Source organism: Vibrio caribbeanicus ATCC BAA-2122 (assembly GCF_000165125.1).
Taxonomy (GTDB): Bacteria; Pseudomonadota; Gammaproteobacteria; order Enterobacterales; family Vibrionaceae; genus Vibrio; species Vibrio caribbeanicus.
On the sequence record NZ_AEIU01000029.1, the window covers coordinates 16,074 to 35,093 of the forward strand.

20 protein-coding genes and 1 pseudogene are annotated in these 19,020 nt (G+C 40.7%); 3 read left to right on the forward strand and 18 right to left on the reverse strand.

All coding sequences use genetic code 11. The features are described 5' to 3' along the window. Positions 1 to 6 precede the first annotated feature (6 nt). The 3 genes from RH40_RS03310 to RH40_RS03320 form a co-directional block, all read right to left on the reverse strand. Positions 7 to 444 carry a ParB N-terminal domain-containing protein gene (locus RH40_RS03310; protein WP_009599911.1) on the reverse strand — a complete coding sequence of 146 codons (438 nt, stop codon included), beginning with the start codon at positions 442 to 444 and terminating at the stop codon, positions 7 to 9. Positions 445 to 1,405: 961 nt separating this feature from the next. Continuing rightward, the gene (bcp, locus tag RH40_RS03315) at positions 1,406 to 1,876 is read right to left on the reverse strand and encodes a thioredoxin-dependent thiol peroxidase (RefSeq protein ID WP_009599912.1); all 471 of its coding nucleotides are present in this window, start codon (positions 1,874 to 1,876) and stop codon (positions 1,406 to 1,408) included. Between the two features lie 12 nt (positions 1,877 to 1,888). Then, positions 1,889 to 2,431 carry a glycine cleavage system transcriptional repressor gene (locus RH40_RS03320; RefSeq protein ID WP_009599913.1) on the reverse strand — a complete coding sequence of 181 codons (543 nt, stop codon included), beginning with the start codon at positions 2,429 to 2,431 and terminating at the stop codon, positions 1,889 to 1,891. A gap of 334 nt (positions 2,432 to 2,765) precedes the next feature. Here RH40_RS03320 and dapA point away from each other — a divergent pair, with 334 nt between their 5' ends. Both dapA and bamC read left to right on the forward strand, forming a co-directional pair. Next, positions 2,766 to 3,653 carry a 4-hydroxy-tetrahydrodipicolinate synthase gene (gene dapA / locus RH40_RS03325; protein WP_009599914.1) on the forward strand — a complete coding sequence of 296 codons (888 nt, stop codon included), beginning with the start codon at positions 2,766 to 2,768 and terminating at the stop codon, positions 3,651 to 3,653. Between the two features lie 45 nt (positions 3,654 to 3,698). Further along, the gene (gene bamC / locus RH40_RS03330) at positions 3,699 to 4,724 is read left to right on the forward strand and encodes an outer membrane protein assembly factor BamC (protein WP_009599915.1); all 1,026 of its coding nucleotides are present in this window, start codon (positions 3,699 to 3,701) and stop codon (positions 4,722 to 4,724) included. Positions 4,725 to 4,814: 90 nt separating this feature from the next. Here bamC and RH40_RS03335 read toward each other — a convergent pair whose 3' ends face one another. Next, positions 4,815 to 6,137: a Na+/H+ antiporter family protein gene (locus tag RH40_RS03335; RefSeq protein ID WP_009599916.1), complete on the reverse strand. Its 1,323-nt coding sequence runs from the start codon at positions 6,135 to 6,137 to the stop codon at positions 4,815 to 4,817. Between the two features lie 39 nt (positions 6,138 to 6,176). Beyond that, positions 6,177 to 6,824 (reverse strand): ribonuclease T, encoded by a 648-nt coding sequence (rnt, locus tag RH40_RS03340; protein ID WP_009599917.1) that lies wholly within the window; start codon positions 6,822 to 6,824, stop codon positions 6,177 to 6,179. A gap of 189 nt (positions 6,825 to 7,013) precedes the next feature. Between rnt and motY the strand changes: the two genes are divergently transcribed. Next, a complete protein-coding gene (gene motY / locus RH40_RS03345; protein WP_009599918.1) occupies positions 7,014 to 7,895 on the forward strand; it encodes a flagellar protein MotY in 882 nt (293 codons plus the stop codon). A gap of 16 nt (positions 7,896 to 7,911) precedes the next feature. Here motY and RH40_RS03350 read toward each other — a convergent pair whose 3' ends face one another. From RH40_RS03350 to RH40_RS03410, 13 genes and pseudogenes are all read right to left on the reverse strand, one after another. Next, positions 7,912 to 8,766 carry a Brp/Blh family beta-carotene 15,15'-dioxygenase gene (locus tag RH40_RS03350; RefSeq protein ID WP_009599919.1) on the reverse strand — a complete coding sequence of 285 codons (855 nt, stop codon included), beginning with the start codon at positions 8,764 to 8,766 and terminating at the stop codon, positions 7,912 to 7,914. Then, on the reverse strand, positions 8,738 to 9,874 hold the full coding sequence (locus RH40_RS03355) for a lycopene cyclase family protein (protein ID WP_009599920.1): 1,137 nt from the start codon (positions 9,872 to 9,874) through the stop codon (positions 8,738 to 8,740). Before RH40_RS03355 ends, RH40_RS03350 begins: the two co-directional genes overlap by 29 nt. After that, positions 9,871 to 10,794: a phytoene/squalene synthase family protein gene (locus tag RH40_RS03360; RefSeq protein ID WP_009599921.1), complete on the reverse strand. Its 924-nt coding sequence runs from the start codon at positions 10,792 to 10,794 to the stop codon at positions 9,871 to 9,873. The genes RH40_RS03355 and RH40_RS03360 overlap by 4 nt, the downstream gene beginning before the upstream one ends. A gap of 3 nt (positions 10,795 to 10,797) precedes the next feature. Then, positions 10,798 to 12,282, reverse strand: coding sequence for a phytoene desaturase family protein (gene crtI, locus RH40_RS03365; RefSeq protein ID WP_009599922.1), 1,485 nt, complete (start codon positions 12,280 to 12,282; stop codon positions 10,798 to 10,800). Beyond that, positions 12,279 to 13,172 carry a polyprenyl synthetase family protein gene (locus RH40_RS03370; protein ID WP_009599923.1) on the reverse strand — a complete coding sequence of 298 codons (894 nt, stop codon included), beginning with the start codon at positions 13,170 to 13,172 and terminating at the stop codon, positions 12,279 to 12,281. Before RH40_RS03370 ends, crtI begins: the two co-directional genes overlap by 4 nt. A gap of 47 nt (positions 13,173 to 13,219) precedes the next feature. Further along, entirely contained in the window at positions 13,220 to 13,909 is a 690-nt protein-coding gene (locus RH40_RS03375) for a bacteriorhodopsin-like (protein ID WP_009599924.1), read from the reverse strand. 895 nt (positions 13,910 to 14,804) lie between these two features. Beyond that, the gene (locus RH40_RS03380) at positions 14,805 to 15,242 is read right to left on the reverse strand and encodes a DUF2753 domain-containing protein (protein ID WP_009599925.1); all 438 of its coding nucleotides are present in this window, start codon (positions 15,240 to 15,242) and stop codon (positions 14,805 to 14,807) included. A gap of 110 nt (positions 15,243 to 15,352) precedes the next feature. Next, positions 15,353 to 15,769, reverse strand: coding sequence for a lactoylglutathione lyase (gene gloA / locus RH40_RS03385; protein WP_009599926.1), 417 nt, complete (start codon positions 15,767 to 15,769; stop codon positions 15,353 to 15,355). A 12-nt stretch (positions 15,770 to 15,781) separates the two neighbouring features. Continuing rightward, a complete protein-coding gene (nth, locus tag RH40_RS03390) occupies positions 15,782 to 16,423 on the reverse strand; it encodes an endonuclease III (protein ID WP_009599927.1) in 642 nt (213 codons plus the stop codon). Positions 16,424 to 16,456: 33 nt separating this feature from the next. Continuing rightward, entirely contained in the window at positions 16,457 to 17,146 is a 690-nt protein-coding gene (locus RH40_RS03395; RefSeq protein ID WP_009599928.1) for an electron transport complex subunit E, read from the reverse strand. Then, positions 17,139 to 17,774, reverse strand: a complete 636-nt coding sequence (gene rsxG / locus RH40_RS03400; protein ID WP_009599929.1) for an electron transport complex subunit RsxG — start codon at positions 17,772 to 17,774, stop codon at positions 17,139 to 17,141. Before rsxG ends, RH40_RS03395 begins: the two co-directional genes overlap by 8 nt. Positions 17,775 to 17,782: 8 nt before the next feature. Then, positions 17,783 to 18,829, reverse strand: coding sequence for an electron transport complex subunit RsxD (gene rsxD, locus RH40_RS03405; protein WP_009599930.1), 1,047 nt, complete (start codon positions 18,827 to 18,829; stop codon positions 17,783 to 17,785). Further along, a pseudogene (locus RH40_RS03410) lies at positions 18,829 to 19,020 on the reverse strand (electron transporter RnfC); the annotation flags it as partial. The pseudogene RH40_RS03410 and the gene rsxD, both read right to left, overlap by 1 nt.

Below are 19,020 nucleotides of genomic sequence, written 5' to 3' on the forward strand. Positions count from 1 at the left end.
TTAAATTTATTGGTTGCTCAATTCGTAAAAGTTTTTTTTATCAATATCACTTTTAAGTAATTCTATATCTAAGCTCAATTCTTTTAATTCATAGTCTATTACATGTCTTGTTGTTTTTATCGGTAATAAATAGCCACTGCTTGCCGCTAGGTAAATTTGAGACTTGTCAAATTTATTACCGGTTTTCCAGCAACAGACCTTTATATTCTTGTCAGAATAGTTTGTCATGTAACAAGGAATTGACTTAAGTCCAATTATATTGGCTGCTTGTACTCGATGATGTCCATCCATAATTATTTTCGTTGAATAATCAACTACAACCGGAGCCTTCCATAATTTTGAGCGAGAAATTTCATCCATTACATACTTTACTCGGCAATCATCAGTATACTCGTGAGGTTTTAGCTCACTAAGAGCTAACATTTGGAGGCTTACTCCCTTCATTTTAACTCCTTGGTCATACATCTATCCTTAATTTAATCAAACCATGGGACAATATTAGCAACTGAGTATTAATTTGTTAATAAGTAATTACAAGGAACACTTAGAAAATATGATTATAATCACAATAAATAGTTCTTTATTGGATGTTGATTTATTTTAATGTATTGACAAATTTAATCTTAAAATAAAGTGGTCATTTTTCTTATCGTAACTTTCAATCTGTATGTTGGAATGTAATATATTTCATCCATATTAAGTTCAATATTGTCAATAGATACAAATTTATAATGAAGTGATTAAACGAAGATGGGTATATGACTGTTATAATAGAGTATGGATTACTAATTATCCTCAATTTTTAAAAATGGGTGATTTATACCAAAAACGTATAGAGAACTAGAAGAGAGGAAGAAAGTTATAAATTATGCTAAATTAGAATTAGAATCTCGCTTTCCGATTATGGTTTTAACTAAATAAATTTAATTGATAACTCTAATATAAAAATATTCTAGTACGGCGATTTAATAACAAAAATGATAATATTAAAGTGCTAACAATAAGTTCACAAGAATACTCTATAGCATCAGGTGTGCTACCAACCTTTGGAGAAGAGAAATTAAATTGTATCTGTATAGTTCATATTTTGGTATCAAAGTATATGGATTTTACTGAGTTCGACGTCGAAGGCGTTCAACAAAAAACTATAGGAGTAATATTGGGTTTTCTAAAAAATCAAATTTGCACATGATCGTACTAATTATTCGAGACCGTGCCATTTATGAACCTAATCCCTGAGGGGCTCAAAAAAAGTAAAAAAGCGAAATTCTCAGAAACGGGTAAGTAGAAGGTTCTTGAGGTGACAGCACTGCTTATTAAAGGGGCATGTGAAAAGAATTGCTCGAAAGGGGACTAGCTAAACGAGCCAGCGAAAGGGTACTGGCTCTATTTGCTTTTTTAAATACTATTTGTTCTTGAGATAATCTAAAACAACTTCATGGTGGTCTTTAGTCTTAAACTTATCAAAAACATGCTCAATAACACCTTGCTCGTCAATTAGGAAGCTAATGCGATGTAGGCCGTCATATGTTTTGCCCATAAACTTCTTCTCACCCCAGACTCCAAACTGCTCTGCAACACTGTGGTCTTCATCGGATAAAAGTGTAAAGTTTAAATTATCGCGTTGGATGAACTTATCGAGTCGTTTTACGGGATCAATACTCACACCAAGTACGGCAACGTTGTGCGCATCCAGCTCAGCCTTTGTGTCTCTCAGCCCCTGTGCTTGTACGGTACAACCAGGCGTCATTGCTTTTGGATAAAAGTAAAATAGGATCTTTTGTTTACCTTTATAGTCGCTCAGTTTTATTGTCTGGCCATTTTGGTCAAGTAAAGAGAATTCAGGCGCATTATCACCAGCTTTGAGGGTATTCATCACTTTTCCTTTTTATTGATGGTTCGCGAGGAAGTTTAACGAACCATCGACGACTAAGCTATCACATAATTGGTCAAACTCTTCTCGGAGTTGCAATAAATTTATCTCTTCCCCAAGCGATGCACTGATAGCAATGTGAAAATGATTTTCCTGAGCATGGCATTTCACTTTTTCTAATGATTGTGCGCTTAGAGAGGATAGCCCTATATTTCTGTCAGCAAAGAACTGAGTGAAGTGTTCAACTAATCCGGGTCTATCATCCGAATCAATGGTGGCCTCCATCATTAATGAATGGGCTATCTGATTATGTTTTGAGGTACGTTTAGTGATAGTGATGAGTTCATGCTGCTGACCTAAAGGGGGAAGCATAGTCTCAATTCTGGTTATGGATGCATTACTGCCGTTGAGTAGCATGATTAAAGTAAACTCATCACCAAATAATGCGATTCTACTATCGACAATATTACACCCTGATTGATTTACTAGTCGGACGATCTGATTACAAATTCCGGGTCTATCTGTACCTACAGCCGTGATCACGAGATGTTGAGTCATAATAATGCTTTGCTTAAAAGAGTAGAATTTTCGGAGCTTAACATAGAAAAAATTGATAGAAACCTTTGTAAACTCTTTTCACTATTTTTACACACAGTTTAGGGCGAGTGGCGTACAAAATTCACAATAAAAGGGCTGTATTCTCACATCAGAATCAAGAGGTATAACTCGGTAAGTGAGGTAAAGAATGGAACTTGTATATGGCATAACTTGTCGAAGCTCCAACATCGAACAAATATTCGTATTTTTATTTACTTCGATAACCGTTAAGCGCTTGTCTTTATCAATCTCCTTAAAGTACCATGCAAGGAGTTTCTAAATTAGGGAGAAAAACATGTTTTCTGGAAGTATCGTAGCTTTGATTACGCCTTTTAATAGCGAGGGTGAAGTAGACTATACCAGCCTAAAAAATCTTGTTGAGCATCATATTTCAGCCGGAAGTGATGGGATTGTCGCTGTCGGAACAACAGGAGAGTCAGCAACGCTAACGATTGAGGAACATGTTAAAGTCGTCACTAAGGTCGTTGAGTTTGCTGACGGCCGTATTCCCGTCATTGCTGGCACAGGGGCTAATGCAACCCACGAGTCTGTCACATTTAGCCGGTTGTTGAATAACTCTGGTATCGCAGGCTGTTTGAGTGTAACCCCATATTACAATAAGCCCACCCAAGAAGGTTTGTTCCAGCATTATAAAGCCATTGCTGAAGCTAGTGATGTTCCTTTGATTTTGTATAACGTACCAGGTCGAACTTCGGTAGATTTATTGCCTGAGACCGTTGCTCGTCTAGCAAAGATAGAGAATATTGTCGCTTTGAAAGACGCGACGGGTGACTTGAGTCGCATTGCAATTCACCGTGAACTTTGTGGAGAAGATTTTATCTTACTAAGCGGGGATGACTCTACGGGGTTAGAATTTGTCAAGCAAGGAGGCGATGGTGTGATTTCCGTGACCAACAATATCGCAGCCAGAGAAATGGCGATGATTTTTGATTTAGCGAGCAAAAAAGAATACCCCGAAGCAGAACTCATCAATCAAAGACTAATGACGCTGCACAAAAATTTATTCGTAGAATCAAGCCCTATCCCTGTTAAGTGGGCAGCATTGCAGCTTGGGTTAATTGAGCATGGCGGACTTCGTTTACCTCTTACAGAGCTTTCAGAATCGGCTCGCCCAATAGTAGCTCAAGCACTCGAAGATGCTGGTATTGAAAGTTTGAATTGATTTTATAAATGTGATTAACGCTCTAGATAGAGTTCAGGAGTTTGAATGAAATTGTCTCATCAGCTGGTAGTTAGTACGCTAGCTGTTTTGGTTTTAAGTGCGTGTTCCAGTAGTCCAGCTCAACGTCGTCAGGCAAAAAATGACTTTGATTATCTGAACACAACACCTTTGAAAGACTTGCAGTTGCTAAAAGATGCAGAGCCAGAGTTTTATAAAACTTACCAAATTCCCTCAGGTCAATACACTGGTGGACAAGGTAAAGAGGTGGATATCCGTCCCCCACAACAAGTTTTAGAATTGATACCTGGAGCTCGAGTTGAACGAAAAAATGGTGATATTACTCTTTGGGTTTTAAAAGAGGACGAACTGAAAAAAATCTGGCGAACAACACAAGATTTATTTGTCAAACGCGGTGTATCGATGCGTGAGAATACTGAATCTCGTATCGAAACCGATTGGCTAAGTTGGCAAACAGAGGACGAGGATTCCGCAGTTGCCGCTCGTTTTGTGTTGGAGAAAGTGAGCTCACTTAGAAATTTAGGTATTAAGATTAGTTTGGTCGATTGGCGAGAGGGTGCCCAGTCTCTTTCAGTTACAGCATCGAATAAAGAACGTTATACGACGTTACTGACTAATATTATCGAATCTCGTTATGATGATGAACGACGACAAGAAATGGCACGTAAAGCTGAACAATTGGTTAAGCATATACCCATATCTCTCGGTGTTGATCGCAGTGGTTTACCTGTGATTATTGCACGTATATCCTATGATCTGCTGTGGGATAAATTACCTACTTTACTACCTGCAATGGGCTTTGAAATTGAAGAACGAAATCAATCTCAGGGAACAGTAAAAGCAAAATATGCAGCTCCTGATGATGAGTTTTGGACCAGAATTGGTGTAAAACCTATCAACTTAAAGTCTGGTAGTTATACTTTCTTGTTTGGAGATTTGGGTAATAGAACGTCAATCAATGTCACGGACTCTAAAGGTAAACCAATAGAAGAAAAACTACTTAAAGATATGGTTCCTGTTTTAGCTGCGATTGCTGATGACAAAAACAAGTAATAAAAAAGCTGACATTAGTCAGCTTTTTATTTGTATTTTTTCTAAGTCATTGTCGTAGAGGCTAGTATAAGTCGCCTTATAGATTGTTTTTTAAAGGACCATAGCTGCTATCCAACCAAAAATAATCAGTGGGATGTTGTAGTGAATGAAGGTAGGTACCACCGTTTCCCAGATATGTTCATGTTGACCATCTGCATTGAGACCAGATGTTGGACCCAATGTTGAATCTGACGCGGGTGATCCAGCATCTCCAAGAGCAGCGGCAGTTCCAACCAGCGCGACAGTTGCCATCGGAGAAAAGCCAAAGGCAATAGAGAGTGGCACATATATTGTTGCTAGTATGGGGATAGTTGAAAACGATGAGCCGATGCCCATGGTTACCAGTAAACCAACAATGAGCATTAGTAGGGCAGCGAGGGGCTTATTGTCGCCAATATTTGTTGAAAGAGCTTGAACAAGTGATTCAACTCCTCCCGTTTGCTTCATTACCGCTGCAAAGCCAGCTGCAGCAATCATAATAAAACCAATCATGGCCATCATATGAACGCCTTTAGTAAATACATCCGTCGTCTCACGCCATGCGATAACGCCACCAAATGTAAAGACCATGAAGCCTGCAAGCCCGCCGATGATCATAGAGCCAGTTAATAACTGAACACTGAGCGCAGCGATAATACCAAAGGCGGCTACATAAATGTTTTTTTTATTAATAGCGTTAGTCTTTTCATCTATTGCTGATGTTTTCTGTTCATATTCTCTAGGATTGCGGTAGCTAAAGAAAATAGCAGTGAAGAGGCCTAAGATCATACCAAGAGCAGGTAGAAGCATCGCCATAGGGACTTGACTAGCCGTAATCTCATTTAAGCCGTTTTCATGGAGATTTTTGAGTAGAATGTTATTTAAGAAGATCCCACCAAAACCCACAGGTAAAACCATGTAAGGAGTGACTAATCCAAATGTAAGCACACAGGCAATCATGCGTCGATCAAGTTTGAGTTTATTAAAGACGCTAAGAAGAGGTGGTATTAAAATAGGAATGAATGCGATGTGTACAGGAATAATATTTTGTGATGACATTGTGATCAGAATAAGTGCACTGAGAACGGCAAATTTTAGTCCCGTAGAGGCAGCGACGTTTTCTTTTCCATGTATATGTCTAATGACGCTATTTGCGAGTAGATCCGTGATACCTGAGCGTGAAATAGCCACAGCAAAGGCTCCAAGCATCGCATAGCTGAGAGCAATGGTGGCACCTCCACCTAAACCACTTTCAAAAGCGGTAATGGCTTCTTTAAAATCCATCCCGGAAACGAGCCCACCAATTAGGGCACTGAATGTGAGTGCAACGACAACGTTAATGCGCATAAGTGATAGCGCTAACATGACGCACACAGAAATAACAACAGGGTTCATAATAATCTCGTAGTGTGTATGTGTTGTGTTTGTTTTTTGTTATTCGGAGTGTTCAACCAATGGCCACCCACCAAGGGATTTCCATTTGTTTACGATCCCACAAAAAAGCTCTGCAGTTTTTTGGGTATCGTACAGCGCGGAATGCGCTTCTTTGTTATCAAATTCCATCCCGGCTGTCTTGCAAGCTTTCGCCAGTACAGTTTGACCATAGGCAAGGCCGCTGAGTGTCGCGGTGTCAAAGGTAGCAAATGGATGAAAAGGTACACGCTTTAGCTTACAGCGTTCGCTTGCCGCCATAACAAAGTTATGATCGAACGTGGCATTATGGGCGACGATGATCGCACGATTACAGTCTGCAGCTTTCTGCTCTTTTCGAACCAGTTTGTAAATCTCTTTGAGGGCCTCAGCTTCGGTAACCGCGCCTCTCAAAGGGCTGAAAGGATCTCTAATACCGTTAAACTCAAGTGCTTCTTTTTCTATGTTGGCACCTTCAAATGGCTCAACATGAAAATGAAGTGTCGATGCGGGGATAAGGTTACCGAATTCGTCCATAGTTAAAGTGATGGCACAAATTTCCAGTAGGGCATCGGTATCGGCGTTAAACCCAGCGGTTTCGACATCGATGACAACCGGAAAATAGCCTCGAAATCGGTCTTTTAGCCTCTGAGCATCGTTTTCAGTAGTCATTTTTCATCAGTATAAGAAAATAGGGAGGACATTATTGCAGATAATATGATTAAGAAAAGCACAAAACACGCTTAGAACAAAAAACTTTTAAAATTTGTACAATACAAATTATGTGGCTAGGTTTTTGCATGTTAGAAGCGATTCGTTGGTTCATGTTCAACCACTCGACTTTAAGAGAAGTAGTATTAAATGAAAAAGTGCTTTTTTTGGGGCAGCATTGTGTGTTTTTTCTTCTTTAGTCTCTCTTCGTGGGGGCTTGAAAAGCATTACGTTGCAAAGCCGATGCAATCACAGTGGCAAATGATTGCCAATACACCACTAGAGTGCCGTATGGTGCATCCAATTCCTAATTATGGTGATGCGGTATTCTCCTCTTATGCGAGTAAAAAAATAAATCTAGATTTTGAATTAAAAATGAAGCGTCCTATGGGACAAACGAGAGATGTCAGTCTTGTTTCAATGCCTCCCTCCTGGAGACCTGGTGATCGTGCAGATAAATTGACTACTTTACGTTTTTTCCAGCAGTTTGACGGTTATGTTGGTGGTCAAACTGCTTGGAATATATTGGGAGAGCTTGAGAAAGGACGATATCCCACTTTTAGTTACCAAGAATGGCGCAGTCGTAATGAGCGCATTGAAGTCGCATTATCTTCGGTACTTTTTCAGCAATCTTACAATGTGTTTAGTGACTGTATTGCCAATTTACTATCTTATAGCTTTGAAGACATCGCTTTTACTATCCTCCACTATGATCGAAGCAGTGTTGAATTAAATAAGCAATCTCAGAAAAGGCTGGCAAAGATTGCTGAGTATATTAAACAAACAAAAGATATCGATTTAGTGTTGGTATCGACCTATACCGATAACGAAGATAGCAAGAGCGCGAGCCAAGGGCTTTCTGAGCAGAGAGCTAAAGCCCTCCAACGTTACTTTAAATCGCTAGGTCTGCCCGAGGACAGAATTCAAGTTCAAGGGTATGGTAAGAGAAGGCCTATTGATGATAATGCTTCACCTATTGGTAAAGACCGAAATCGTCGAGTGGTTATCTCGCTTGGGCGCAATCCTGTCTGAATTTTTCTGCAATGGTCTATTGTGATGGATAGGCCATTAATTTTTCTTTTTTTGCTACAAGCAGCATATGCGGAACGGTTAAGGAAGATAACCCCCAAAATATTACTTGCAGAAGTTTTTCTTCAAGCAATCTTTGTTCAGGTAAGCTCAAGAAAAGCATCCATCCCAACAGGTAAGTCGCTAAGATAACTAATACGAGCAGAGGTAACCTTTGTGGATGTTGTTGAAAAATTGAAGGGCCGTATCTAATGTAATGTCGCAAACTATGCAGCACACAAAAGTAGCAAGCAAAGAAAGTGAGGGGCGCAGTATATAAGCTTAACAAAACAAGAAAAACAAGTTCGATCATTACCCCTTTTGGTCGGGTCAATATGCAAGAAATAAGTCCTAGCGTTAACCATCCCCCGAAGAACCATCTCAAATCACTTAGGTTACCGTCTGTCAATAAGTTAAATATATAGAGTGTCTCACTTGTGTGGGTGAGTACGGGCAAGGAAAGAATGATTCCACCTTGGGCAATACAGTGAACATTGTTAAAGCCACTACCATGGAACCAGTCTGAGCCAAAATGATGTGCTGATATTAAAAGAAATAATGCCAAAGAGAGGTAAGGCAAGATAAACCATAGCAAACAAGTTAGCATTGCGATGGCTGTATAAACCAGAAAAAACAACCAAGTATGTTTGTTTTTCAAAGATGGTTCAGTTAAGCCTATCCATGGATCAAGTGCGCCATGAGGGATGCCGATGATTACAATACAGCCCAAGGCAAGAAAAAAATGATAATGGGTGTTCAATGCTAACAAAGTTATGGTGCTAGTGATAAACAACACCGCTGGAGCATCATTGATTGTAAATAGGTCTCTTACCATTGACTAACTCTTTTATAAAAGGCCATTTGGGTAGTGCGCGAACCACTTGCAACCACTGATAAAAGGTTGAACTATCATTCATAAAAGAAGCAAAAATGTCAGGATTCAAGTGGGTAGATAACTGCATGAAATTGTACAGACCAAGCCGTGGGTTATTTCGAATAACTCTTAAAAAAAGGCGGTCCATTTTTTCTTGAAAGAGCTTTCGAGAGTAGTAGTTCGCGTTTGGGTTATTTGCAATTGAGTAGGCACATTGTTCTGCCCAAGATTGGATTCTTAGGAAACCATATCCAGAGCTACTCCTGAGTGCACCACCTGCTATACCTCCTTGAATTACTCCTGTTTTTTGACGTTGGTATTCACTTCCCATAGGAAGAACGGCACTCTCTTGTCTGAGGATTTTTTTAACATTGATGTTCTCGATGTGACAAATCTCTTCGAATACATACTTAAGCTGTGTTGGGGGGAGTACTTTTCGGCAAAATATCGTTGGTTCAATAAGTACTCTACTTTCGTTTAGTGGAAGTAAGTAGTAGAAGGAGATACTCTGGTGATCTGCTTTCATATTACACATTAGCCTCACCGTATCAAAAGAGCCAATAGGTTCGACGAGTTCAACTTCTTGCCCCCAAAAAGATTGATAAAGGAGTGCATTACCAATGCTTTCTGTGCGTGTGTCTACCACAATATCTGCGCTAATTAGTCCCTGAGAAGTTTCTATGTATGAGGGAAAAGGTTGAGCGTTCTCTCCTGGCCGTATTTCTTGTACTTCGACATTCGTTAATAGTTTGATATTCGGCTTGTCGATAAGGTTTAAGCAATGCTGATAGTAAATATCTGAGGGAAGACAACAATATTGATATTTTCTGTATTTTTGAACGACGTTGTTGTGGTTATTGGCGGAGAAAAGACATTTTTGCCAATAATAAGGAGCGATCTGAGACCATAAGTTATTTGGTTTGGCCCAGAAGCACCAAGTTTTATCATTGGCATAGTCACGTCTTGAATCGAGAATGGTTACCCGCCCCCGATAATTGATATCACTCAGAGCTCGTGCTAGAGCGAGCCCCGCGCATCCGCCTCCAAGGATAGTAATACTTTTCGTCAAAAGCTAGTCCTTATTCGGGGACTGAAAAAGACACCAAGCGCGTCATGTAGCCTAAGGTCATGTTTCTCTCTCCATAGCTGGCCGCAGCCTGATTTGATAAAGTTCAGAGTACACTGGCTTGTGATGATCATTTTCTTAGCGATAGGAACATACGCACGTTGCTCTGGTCTAGTTGTGGAGATGACTTCCTTACCAATCGCTCGATAACACTGGGCAGCAATGAGAATGGCAAAACGAGAGCGTAGAGGCAGGTAATGTAGCCCTGCTAGGCCACTTTTGTAATATCGTTCTGCTAGCTCTAAGAGTTTTATTTGTGCATGTCGGATACCAATATGTGGCTGATTGCGATAAAGACAATGTTGCGTTTTTTCTCCTAGCCATTGTGTAGGAATATAAATTCGACCCATTTTCGCATCTTCAAAAACATCCCTAGCGATATTGGTCATTTGCATGGCTATACCTAGGTCAATAGCGTGGGGAAGTGCCTCTTCTTCAACTGTGTCTAGGGCATGGCACATCATTACACCAACTGTCCCCGCAACCTGATAGCAGTATCTGATTAAGCCATCGACGTCTTCAATGAGAGGGGTGTTCTGGTCAAATAGAAACCCTTCAATTAGATGTTCCAAGGGGAAAGAGGGTAGGGAAAAGTCCTCGCAAAAGCTGACCTGATTATTATGGGAATTCGCTTTAATCAGAGTATTGAACTTGTCAATTTCTTCACTTGAGTCGCCCTTAGTGTCTGCAATGTCATCAAGAAAGCGACAGAGTTGGTAAAGCTTGTAGCTTCTTTGGGTATGACGCTGCCCCATAAAGAATGACGCAAAATAAAACGTTTTACCGTATTGCGCCGTAACTTGTTTGGCGTCTTTTAAAAAAATGCTACTACATTGGCTTTCGAGGTTGTTTTGTTTTTTCATAAGCTAACACTCTCGATGGAATGAGTACTTTTTTTTCAATAGTGACTCTACCACTTTGGCTGAACTTAATACGCCGGGTAGACCTGCACCAGGATGGGTTCCTGCGCCTGCTAGGGAGAGGTTTTCTATGCCTTCTCCATGGTTATGGAATCTAAACCATGCAGACTGATAAAAGTGAGGAGATATTGAAAACCCTGCGCCTGATGTGCTGAGGTAATCGTCTTTAAAGTCCTCTGGGGTCATGAAAAAAGGTGAACGTATTGTTTGAGCTAGCTCCGGAAGTATGGTTTGCGTAAGTCGGTCAATGACTTTGTCTTGTAGTTTAGGACCCTCAATCTCCCAATTCTGACCTCCGTCAAGATTTGGGACAGGAATGAGCGCATAGAAGCTGTCATGCCCTTTCGGGGCAAAAGAGGGGTCAGTTGCTGTGGGCCTGTGTAGGTAAAGAGCAAAATCATCACTGAGCACCTTGTTATCAAAGATGTCATCAAGAAGCCCCTTAAATCTTTGACCAAACAAAATAGTATGATGCTCAACACTTTCATAACGTTGGCTTGTTCCAAAAAATAGAACGAACAACCCCATTGATTGCTTCGCTATGGAGGAGCGAATACGAGCAACAGGATTAGATTTTCCTTTCAATAGATTTTTGTAAAGAAACGTTGGATCCATGTTGGATATAAGATGGTCGCATGGGATTATACGACCACTTTGTGTTGTTACTTGAGAAATTCTTTTATCTTCAAGCTGTATTGCTTCGACCGAGTCGCCTGTGATTATCGAAATACCTTCTTCATCCATAAGTGCTTGAAGTGCTGAAACTAGAGCTCCTGTTCCACCCATAGCGAAAAAAACGCCATGCTTTCGCTCAAGAAAATGAATTAGATTATAAATACAAGTTGTGTCGAAAGGATTTCCACCGACTAAAAGTGGTTGGATAGAAAATGCTTGCTGCAATTTTTCACTTTCAATATGGCTACAAACGAGCTGCCACACAGAACGATAACTTTTCAGACGCAGCATGTCAGGCAGTAATTTGAGCATCTGACTCAGTTGATGGAAAGGCTTATCCGCTAACTGTTGAAAGCCGATTTCGTAAATGCTCTTAGATTCACTAAGTAACGATTGATAGTTCTCTACGTCATCAGTGTTTATCTTAGATATACATTGATCTATGTGCTCTTGTTCCCCACTGTAATCGAAGTGAGATAGATCGTCATAAACAAAGCGATACCATGTTTTGAGAGGCATGAATGTCACATAGTCCTCGCGTTTTTTACCGAAGAGTTCGAAAAGTTCATCGAACAAAAAAGGTGCTGTAATAACGGTTGGGCCCGCATCATGGCGATAACCATCTCTTTGAAAGACTTGAGCTCTCCCACCTAGGCTTTGATTTTTCTCAATTAGAGTTACTTTGTGGCCTAGAGCACGAGCCCTTAGTGCTGATGCTATACCCCCGAACCCTGCACCGACAACAATGATATTCATTTTATCTGTCCCAATACCTTGTTTTGAAAGCGTTCTATGTAGTTGAACAGTGGTTCTGAGTGTATCTTAGGTAGACTATTCAGGATATTTGTCGCATCCGTTAACATGGCTTGTATTTCAGTAATAATCAGAATTTCTGCATTTTTTACTGCACATTGATTTGGTGAAATTTCTTGCTCTTTCGCTACAATATTGACTATGTTCGGCTCATTATGCTGGGCATCATGAATTTGGTCGCTAATATCGTCATTAAATTGATAAGCGATTGCGAACAGCTCAGCGGCTTCAGCGAGTTTTTCTCCAATGATACTGCTGTTAGCAAGTAGTGAGGGTAACTCTACTGATAAACGCAGCAGGGGAGCGGCTTTCTCCTTTGCAACATCAGTATAGGATGATCGGGAAAATTGGCCTTGACCGATATCACTCATTTGCCCTTTGATAGTTTGCATGACTCTTAAGCTAACAAGAGGGATAAGTTTTTCATTAAATATTGCCAGCTGTCCCAACGCCATGTATGCAGCAGCGATAAGAGAATCTCCGACGCAAATTGCTTCTGCAACTGAAGACTTCACCCAAAGTGCGGCTTGGTCTCTACGCGTCATATCTTGATCCTGAATATCATCATGAATCAATGATGCATTGTGGAGTAGCTCAACGGAGCAAGCAAGAAGCAAAGCTGTTTGATGAGAGTGGTTGAAACTTCTCGCTGTATCATAGCAGAGTAAAGCTCTTCGTTTGCTCCCTCCGGATCTTTGATGATATTTCACTTGTTCTACTGTTTTTGAACCAGCGTTTTTGCACAATTTAACGATTTCTTGGTTAATTTGCTCGGCTATGGCTTCTCTACATGATGAGTGATTGCGAATTTCCCGTTCAGAGCTCGTACGCATTTTCTCTCTCCTTAAGGGAGGGAGACCAAAGTCTCCCTAAAATCACATTATAATTTTGACTCTGAGTCTCTTGTTGCTGCGGCCCAAATTACAACACCGAAAGCGATTTTGTTAACAAAATCGGCTAAGTTGTAGATAAGGTTTAGGTTTGCAACGTTTGCACCTTCACCAAAGTAGCCCATCAAGTAACCAATAGGATAAATAGCCCAACCTACAGTCACAATCAGTCTAAGTGCTTTAAATGCTGTTTGACTTGCTTCATTACCACTATTTGCGTTAATGGAACTTGCCTCTCCCATAAAGACTTCATAAATGATGTAGATCCAGCCTAACATTCCTATGACGAAACCAACCATAGGAGTCAGAGTACCAACCTCGCCTAGATAACCGCCGACAAGCATAACGACACTAGCAACAAGCAGTCGCCAAAATAGCGATGTAGGCACAGAGGCAATAGCGGCCAGAATTAAGAAGAACTCTATGATCTGTAGTGGTACCGTCAGTAACCAATCCACATAGCGGAAAACGGTAGGGCTTTGTCCTGTTTCGACCCAGACTCCCCTCATATAAAAATAATGTAGACAAGCAATTCCGGTGACCATTGCGGCTACTGATAGTGAGGTTTTCCATTTTCCGACAACACGATCACGCTCCACCCAGAAAAAAAAGGTTGCAGCCATCATGGCCGCCGACATCAACCAAAAACTAACTCCAACAAAATCACTTGGATTAAGCATACACTTTTCCTTATCTTTTCACGTACAGGTAATTATTTAATAAACGAGTTATAGACAGAAAATTCTCAAAAACAAAAAACAAATTTATTTTTATGAAAAACTGCCTGTTCTAAAATAAATGGCCTCTCATTTTCATGAGAACATTCACCTATTTCAGTCATATACTAAGATTTATAGGCTTGAAAAGAGTGTAGTACTAAATTCTGAGGCCACGAAAAAAAATTATCATTTTTTTTCGTAACTTAGAGGTGAGTTTATTAATGTTATAAATTAGCAACAATATATTAATTAAATGGGAAAGCGTAAATATACTTTTTTGTAAATATATCTAATTTGAGTTGCGATGGATATCAAGTATAACCTATGAGTCAATAATAATATTTAGGATCACTTTCTGTGATTTATTAATGGGAATATGTTGCGAACTGTTAATTGTATCTCATTTGTTTATTTATAAATTACATTACTTACTACTTTTTTGTGACTTTATATGTATACCCAAGTGACTTAAAAATGCAGGATTCAGAGCGATGCCACAGTGTTGAGTTCAAGGAAAATAACGAAGCGTAATAGTTGACTCTTACCAAGTTGTTTGACGATGAAATCGGCACTGTGGCACGCTCCCAAAGGGCGAGTTGTTTTCCTTGTGGCTTGACGAATATCGCAAGCTAAGAAAATGTTGCCAAAGTTAGAACTGTTTGATTTGTAGGTATCACAATGGATTTCTAATTGATACAGTTAGAGTTATGACTTCTCGTATGGTGTGTAAGGCGCGTTACTGTTGAGTTCTTTGTCCTATTTAGCTCGGTGTGATTGTAAGCTTAAAATAGCGGGGCAGAGGTAGCGAAAGAGCTCGTGATGATTAAACGGCTCTATCGCAAAGTTTATATGATGATTAATTGAGCCTGAATTTGGCGATTAGATTACAGTTCGTCGCAGTATCAATGTCTTGCACCAGTTGTGCAATCTTTGGATTTGGATGACGTTTCATAAATTCAATCAACGCTTTTCGGCAGCATCCCATTGAATCAATAAATGCATCACAGTCACTATTAGGACATTGTGGTACTAAAGTGAGCACTTTTTCTGAGGCAAGCTGGAGATATTTTAATTCGTATTTGGTATCGCCAATAGTGCGCCAAAACATGGCCATATTGTGACACGATACAACAGAGATCATGAGTCTATCTTCGACATCAATATCTTCAGAATCTCCTATTTTTTCACTCAATGTAAGGGCTTGCTGATAATGTAATATGCTTCTTAAGTGATCTTCGTCACTCATTGCTGTGTCTGCAAGCAGAGTATGTTTTTCCCACTCTTCAATACCCATTGCTTTATATCTCCTAACTATCAATAGTAAGAGAATAAATGATAACTATTATCAAGTAAAGTTTCAAAGCTATCGTAAAGAGTGGGGGAGCTCATTTTTATGAAACTTTCTTATTTACCCAATCCCATTGAGGCATGCTTATTTTGAATAAGTTCAATGGCATAGCCATCAGGATCCTTAACAAAAGCTATTTCTGTAGTGCCGCCTTTCACTGGTCCGGGTTCTCTGGTAATGATGCCACCAGAAGCGCGAATATCATCACAAGTTGCATAGATATTCTCGACACCAATTGCAATATGTCCGTATGCATTACCTAAATCATATTCCTCAGTTCCCCAATTATAAGTAAGTTCAATTACCGCTCCCTCCGACTCATCCGAATAACCTAGGAAAGCAAGAGTATACTTATATTGTTTGTTTTCATTAGTTCTGAGCAGCTTCATTCCCATGATATGGGTATAGAAGTGAATCGATTGCTCCAGATTTCCGACGCGGAGCATGGTATGTAGAATACGTCCATTAGGCACGGCTTTATCCTCTTAATTCTCAGGGTAGACTTTTTCTTTAAATTCACACAGGTCTTCGATAATACAACTGCCACATCGGGGCTTACGTGCAACACAAGTATATCTACCGTGTAATATTAACCAGTGGTGCACGTCGAGCTTAAACTCACTCGGAACGACTTTTAGCAATTTTTCTTCGACTAGGTCAACATTTTTCCCAATCGCAAATTTAGTTCGGTTTGAGACTCGAAAGATATGAGTATCAACAGCAATTGTTGGCCATCCAAACGCTGTGTTGAGAACCACATTTGCCGTTTTACGACCTACTCCCGGTAGAGCCTCCAGAGCTTCTCGATTTTCGGGCACTTCACCGTTGTGCTTATCGAGTAGAATTTTACATGTTTTTATGACATTTTCGGCTTTAGAGTTAAATAAACCAATCGTCTTTATGTATTCTTTCACACCTTCGACCCCAAGGTCGAGAATACTGCGTGGAGTATTAGCTGCCGGATAAAGTTTGTCGGTGGCTTTATTCACGCTCACATCTGTAGCTTGTGCAGAAAGTAATACCGCGATGAGCAACTCAAATGGGCTGCTCCAATTCAGTTCTGTCTGTGGCTTTGGATTATTTTCTCTAAGCCGCTCTAATATTTGGCGCCTTTTATCTTTATTCATTGCTCTTATTTCTTCCGGTAGATGAATTTATTATCAATTGGTAACACGAACGCGCTCAATGGCTTGTTTTTCTTGTTTTGGTTCACGCTTTTTAAGCTGACTATCAATGATATTTTTGGCTGCGATAAGTATACCTACGCCAAAGAAAGCTCCGGGTGGTAATAAGGCAAGTAAGAAGCTATTTTCAAAATGGAAGACTTCGATTCTCAACGAAGATGCCCAGCTACCAAGCAATAGATCAGCACCGTCGAATAAGGTTCCGTTTCCAATGATTTCTCTGAATGCTCCTAGAACCACCAAAACACTAGTCATGCCAAGTCCCATCCAAAAGCCATCTTGAATTGAAGGTAATAGAGGGTTTTTAGAAGCGAAAGCTTCTGCTCTCCCGATAATAATACAGTTCGTCACGATGAGTGGGATGAAGATCCCCAATGATAAAAAGAGGCCATAGGCATAAGCATTCATTATGCTTTGTACACAGGTTACAAGTGCGGCAATGATCATAACAAATACGGGAATTCGAACTTCTTTGGGGACGTAATCTCGGACTAAAGATACAATGAGATTTGAACCAACCAACACAAGTAATGTCGCGATACCAAGACCTAATGCATTCGTCACTGTTGAAGATACTGCCAGTAGGGGACATAACCCTAGGAGTTGCACCAATGCTGGGTTGTTATCCCAAAGGCCGTTTTTTATTAATGTTTTATGTTCACTCACTATTGCCTCCACAATCTGATGACTGTAATAGGATCTGTTCTCTATTCTGATTAACGAATTCTACCGTTTTCTTGACGGCTTTAACCACGGCTCTGGGTGTAATGGTTGCACCGGTAAATTGATCGAATTGTCCACCATCTTTACGTACCCTCCAGCTTGATAGATTGTCTTCAGTAACTTCTTTACCAGTAAAGCTTAATATCCAGTCTGAGACACGAAGATCAATTTTGTCACCAAGTCCAGGAGTCTCTTGCTGACTGAGAACCCTAGTTCCTGAAATAATGCCATCTTGTCTCACCCCAACAATGATCTTTATCGCACCGTTGTAACCATCTGGAGCAATCGCTTCTAATGCTAGAGCAGTGGGCTCACCGTTTAGGTAGGCACGATAGGCTGACATGGGTGAGTCTGTTCCCAGTGCGGGGTTTTTGATTAATGTGCACGATTTGTATAAGTCGTTATCATGCAGATCTTTGGGTATTACCTGATTTAGAACGGATAATAACTGCTGTCGCTCTTGTAGGTGGATTTGATCTTTTGTTAGATAGTTGGTTAATGCAACGACTCCTGTCGATGCACACGCAAAAATAGTCAAGACCATCCCATTTTTTCTAATAGCATTTAACATAGAGTTGCCTAGTGCCCATACGTTCTTGGTTTGGTGTAGTAATCGATAAGCGGCACACACATATTGCCAAGTAAAACGGCAAAGGCCACACCATCTGGGAATCCACCCCAGCTTCTGATAATAAAGACTAGTGCGCCTATCAAAGCGCCAAATATGATCCTACCCTTGACCGTTGTTGATGCTGATACAGGGTCGGTTGCGATAAAGAACGCGCCCAGCATAGTTGCACCTGATAGGAGGTGGAAGATGGGAGAGCCTGTTGTTCCTGGAGACAGTAACATAGAAATGCCACTTACCAGAGTGAGGCTGACTAAAAAGCCAATCGGTATGTGCCAATTAATAATTCTCAATTTCAAAAGCATCAGCCCCCCGAGTAAATAAGCAAGATTTACCCATTCCCAACCTATACCTGCAAGTCCACTAAACTGTGGCTGCGCAAGAGCTTCGGATATAGTGTTGCCAGCCGTCAGCGATGTTTTCAACGCGTCAAGTGGTGTTGCCATTGTTACGCCATCGATACCGGAACGAATTTGCTGTAGTGAGAGACCTTCAGAGTCGAACCCAGTAAAAATCAGTGAAAATGCGTCGCCTATTGGCATGGCGTTGACTTGGAGTTGCTGGGGAGATATCCAACTCGTCATCTGTACGGGGAATGAGATCAGCAAAACCACATAGGCGACCATTGCAGGGTTAAACAGATTCTGGCCGATACCACCGTAGAGTTGCTTAGAAACAACGATAGCAAATATCAAACCGATAACCACGATCCACCACGGTGATAGGGGAGGAATTGCAATGGCTAAAAGCCATGCGGTCACGAGCGCGCTATTATCCCTCAGTGCAGAGATTGGTGGGCGTTTTCTTGCTATCATGGTTAAGGCTTCTAATCCCATGGCAACAGCAATAGCGAGAATCAATTGAATAATCGTGCCCCAACCGAAAGTGTACGTTTGGACAACAAGCCCCGGTAGTGCACAAATCGCGACCCACTTCATCAGATCTGGTGTGCTTCTGCGATTATGCGCGTGCGGTGAGCTGGCGATAAAAAAGGCCACTACTCTTTCTCCTCAGATGGTTTGTCCAGTGATGTTTGTCCTTGCTGCTGCGCCTTGCGCGCTTTTGCCCTCGCAATGGCCGCTGCGACAGCGGCTTTTTTCGGGTCTTCTGCATCAGGTGCTGACGTGTCTTGCGCGTTTTCTTGCTCAGCCTTACGTGCTTTTGCCCTAGCAATAGCAGCGGCGACGGC

Coding starts and splice junctions, on each gene's coding strand:
- RH40_RS03310 (WP_009599911.1), bottom strand. CDS start 444: ATGAAGGGAGTAAGCCTCCAAATGTTAGCTCTTAGTGAGCTAAAACCT.
- bcp (WP_009599912.1), bottom strand. CDS start 1,876: ATGAATACCCTCAAAGCTGGTGATAATGCGCCTGAATTCTCTTTACTT.
- RH40_RS03320 (WP_009599913.1), bottom strand. CDS start 2,431: ATGACTCAACATCTCGTGATCACGGCTGTAGGTACAGATAGACCCGGA.
- dapA (WP_009599914.1), top strand. CDS start 2,766: ATGTTTTCTGGAAGTATCGTAGCTTTGATTACGCCTTTTAATAGCGAG.
- bamC (WP_009599915.1), top strand. CDS start 3,699: ATGAAATTGTCTCATCAGCTGGTAGTTAGTACGCTAGCTGTTTTGGTT.
- RH40_RS03335 (WP_009599916.1), bottom strand. CDS start 6,137: ATGAACCCTGTTGTTATTTCTGTGTGCGTCATGTTAGCGCTATCACTT.
- rnt (WP_009599917.1), bottom strand. CDS start 6,824: ATGACTACTGAAAACGATGCTCAGAGGCTAAAAGACCGATTTCGAGGC.
- motY (WP_009599918.1), top strand. CDS start 7,014: ATGAAAAAGTGCTTTTTTTGGGGCAGCATTGTGTGTTTTTTCTTCTTT.
- RH40_RS03350 (WP_009599919.1), bottom strand. CDS start 8,766: ATGGTAAGAGACCTATTTACAATCAATGATGCTCCAGCGGTGTTGTTT.
- RH40_RS03360 (WP_009599921.1), bottom strand. CDS start 10,794: ATGAAAAAACAAAACAACCTCGAAAGCCAATGTAGTAGCATTTTTTTA.
- crtI (WP_009599922.1), bottom strand. CDS start 12,282: ATGAATATCATTGTTGTCGGTGCAGGGTTCGGGGGTATAGCATCAGCA.
- RH40_RS03370 (WP_009599923.1), bottom strand. CDS start 13,172: ATGCGTACGAGCTCTGAACGGGAAATTCGCAATCACTCATCATGTAGA.
- RH40_RS03375 (WP_009599924.1), bottom strand. CDS start 13,909: ATGCTTAATCCAAGTGATTTTGTTGGAGTTAGTTTTTGGTTGATGTCG.
- RH40_RS03380 (WP_009599925.1), bottom strand. CDS start 15,242: ATGGGTATTGAAGAGTGGGAAAAACATACTCTGCTTGCAGACACAGCA.
- nth (WP_009599927.1), bottom strand. CDS start 16,423: ATGAATAAAGATAAAAGGCGCCAAATATTAGAGCGGCTTAGAGAAAAT.
- rsxG (WP_009599929.1), bottom strand. CDS start 17,774: ATGTTAAATGCTATTAGAAAAAATGGGATGGTCTTGACTATTTTTGCG.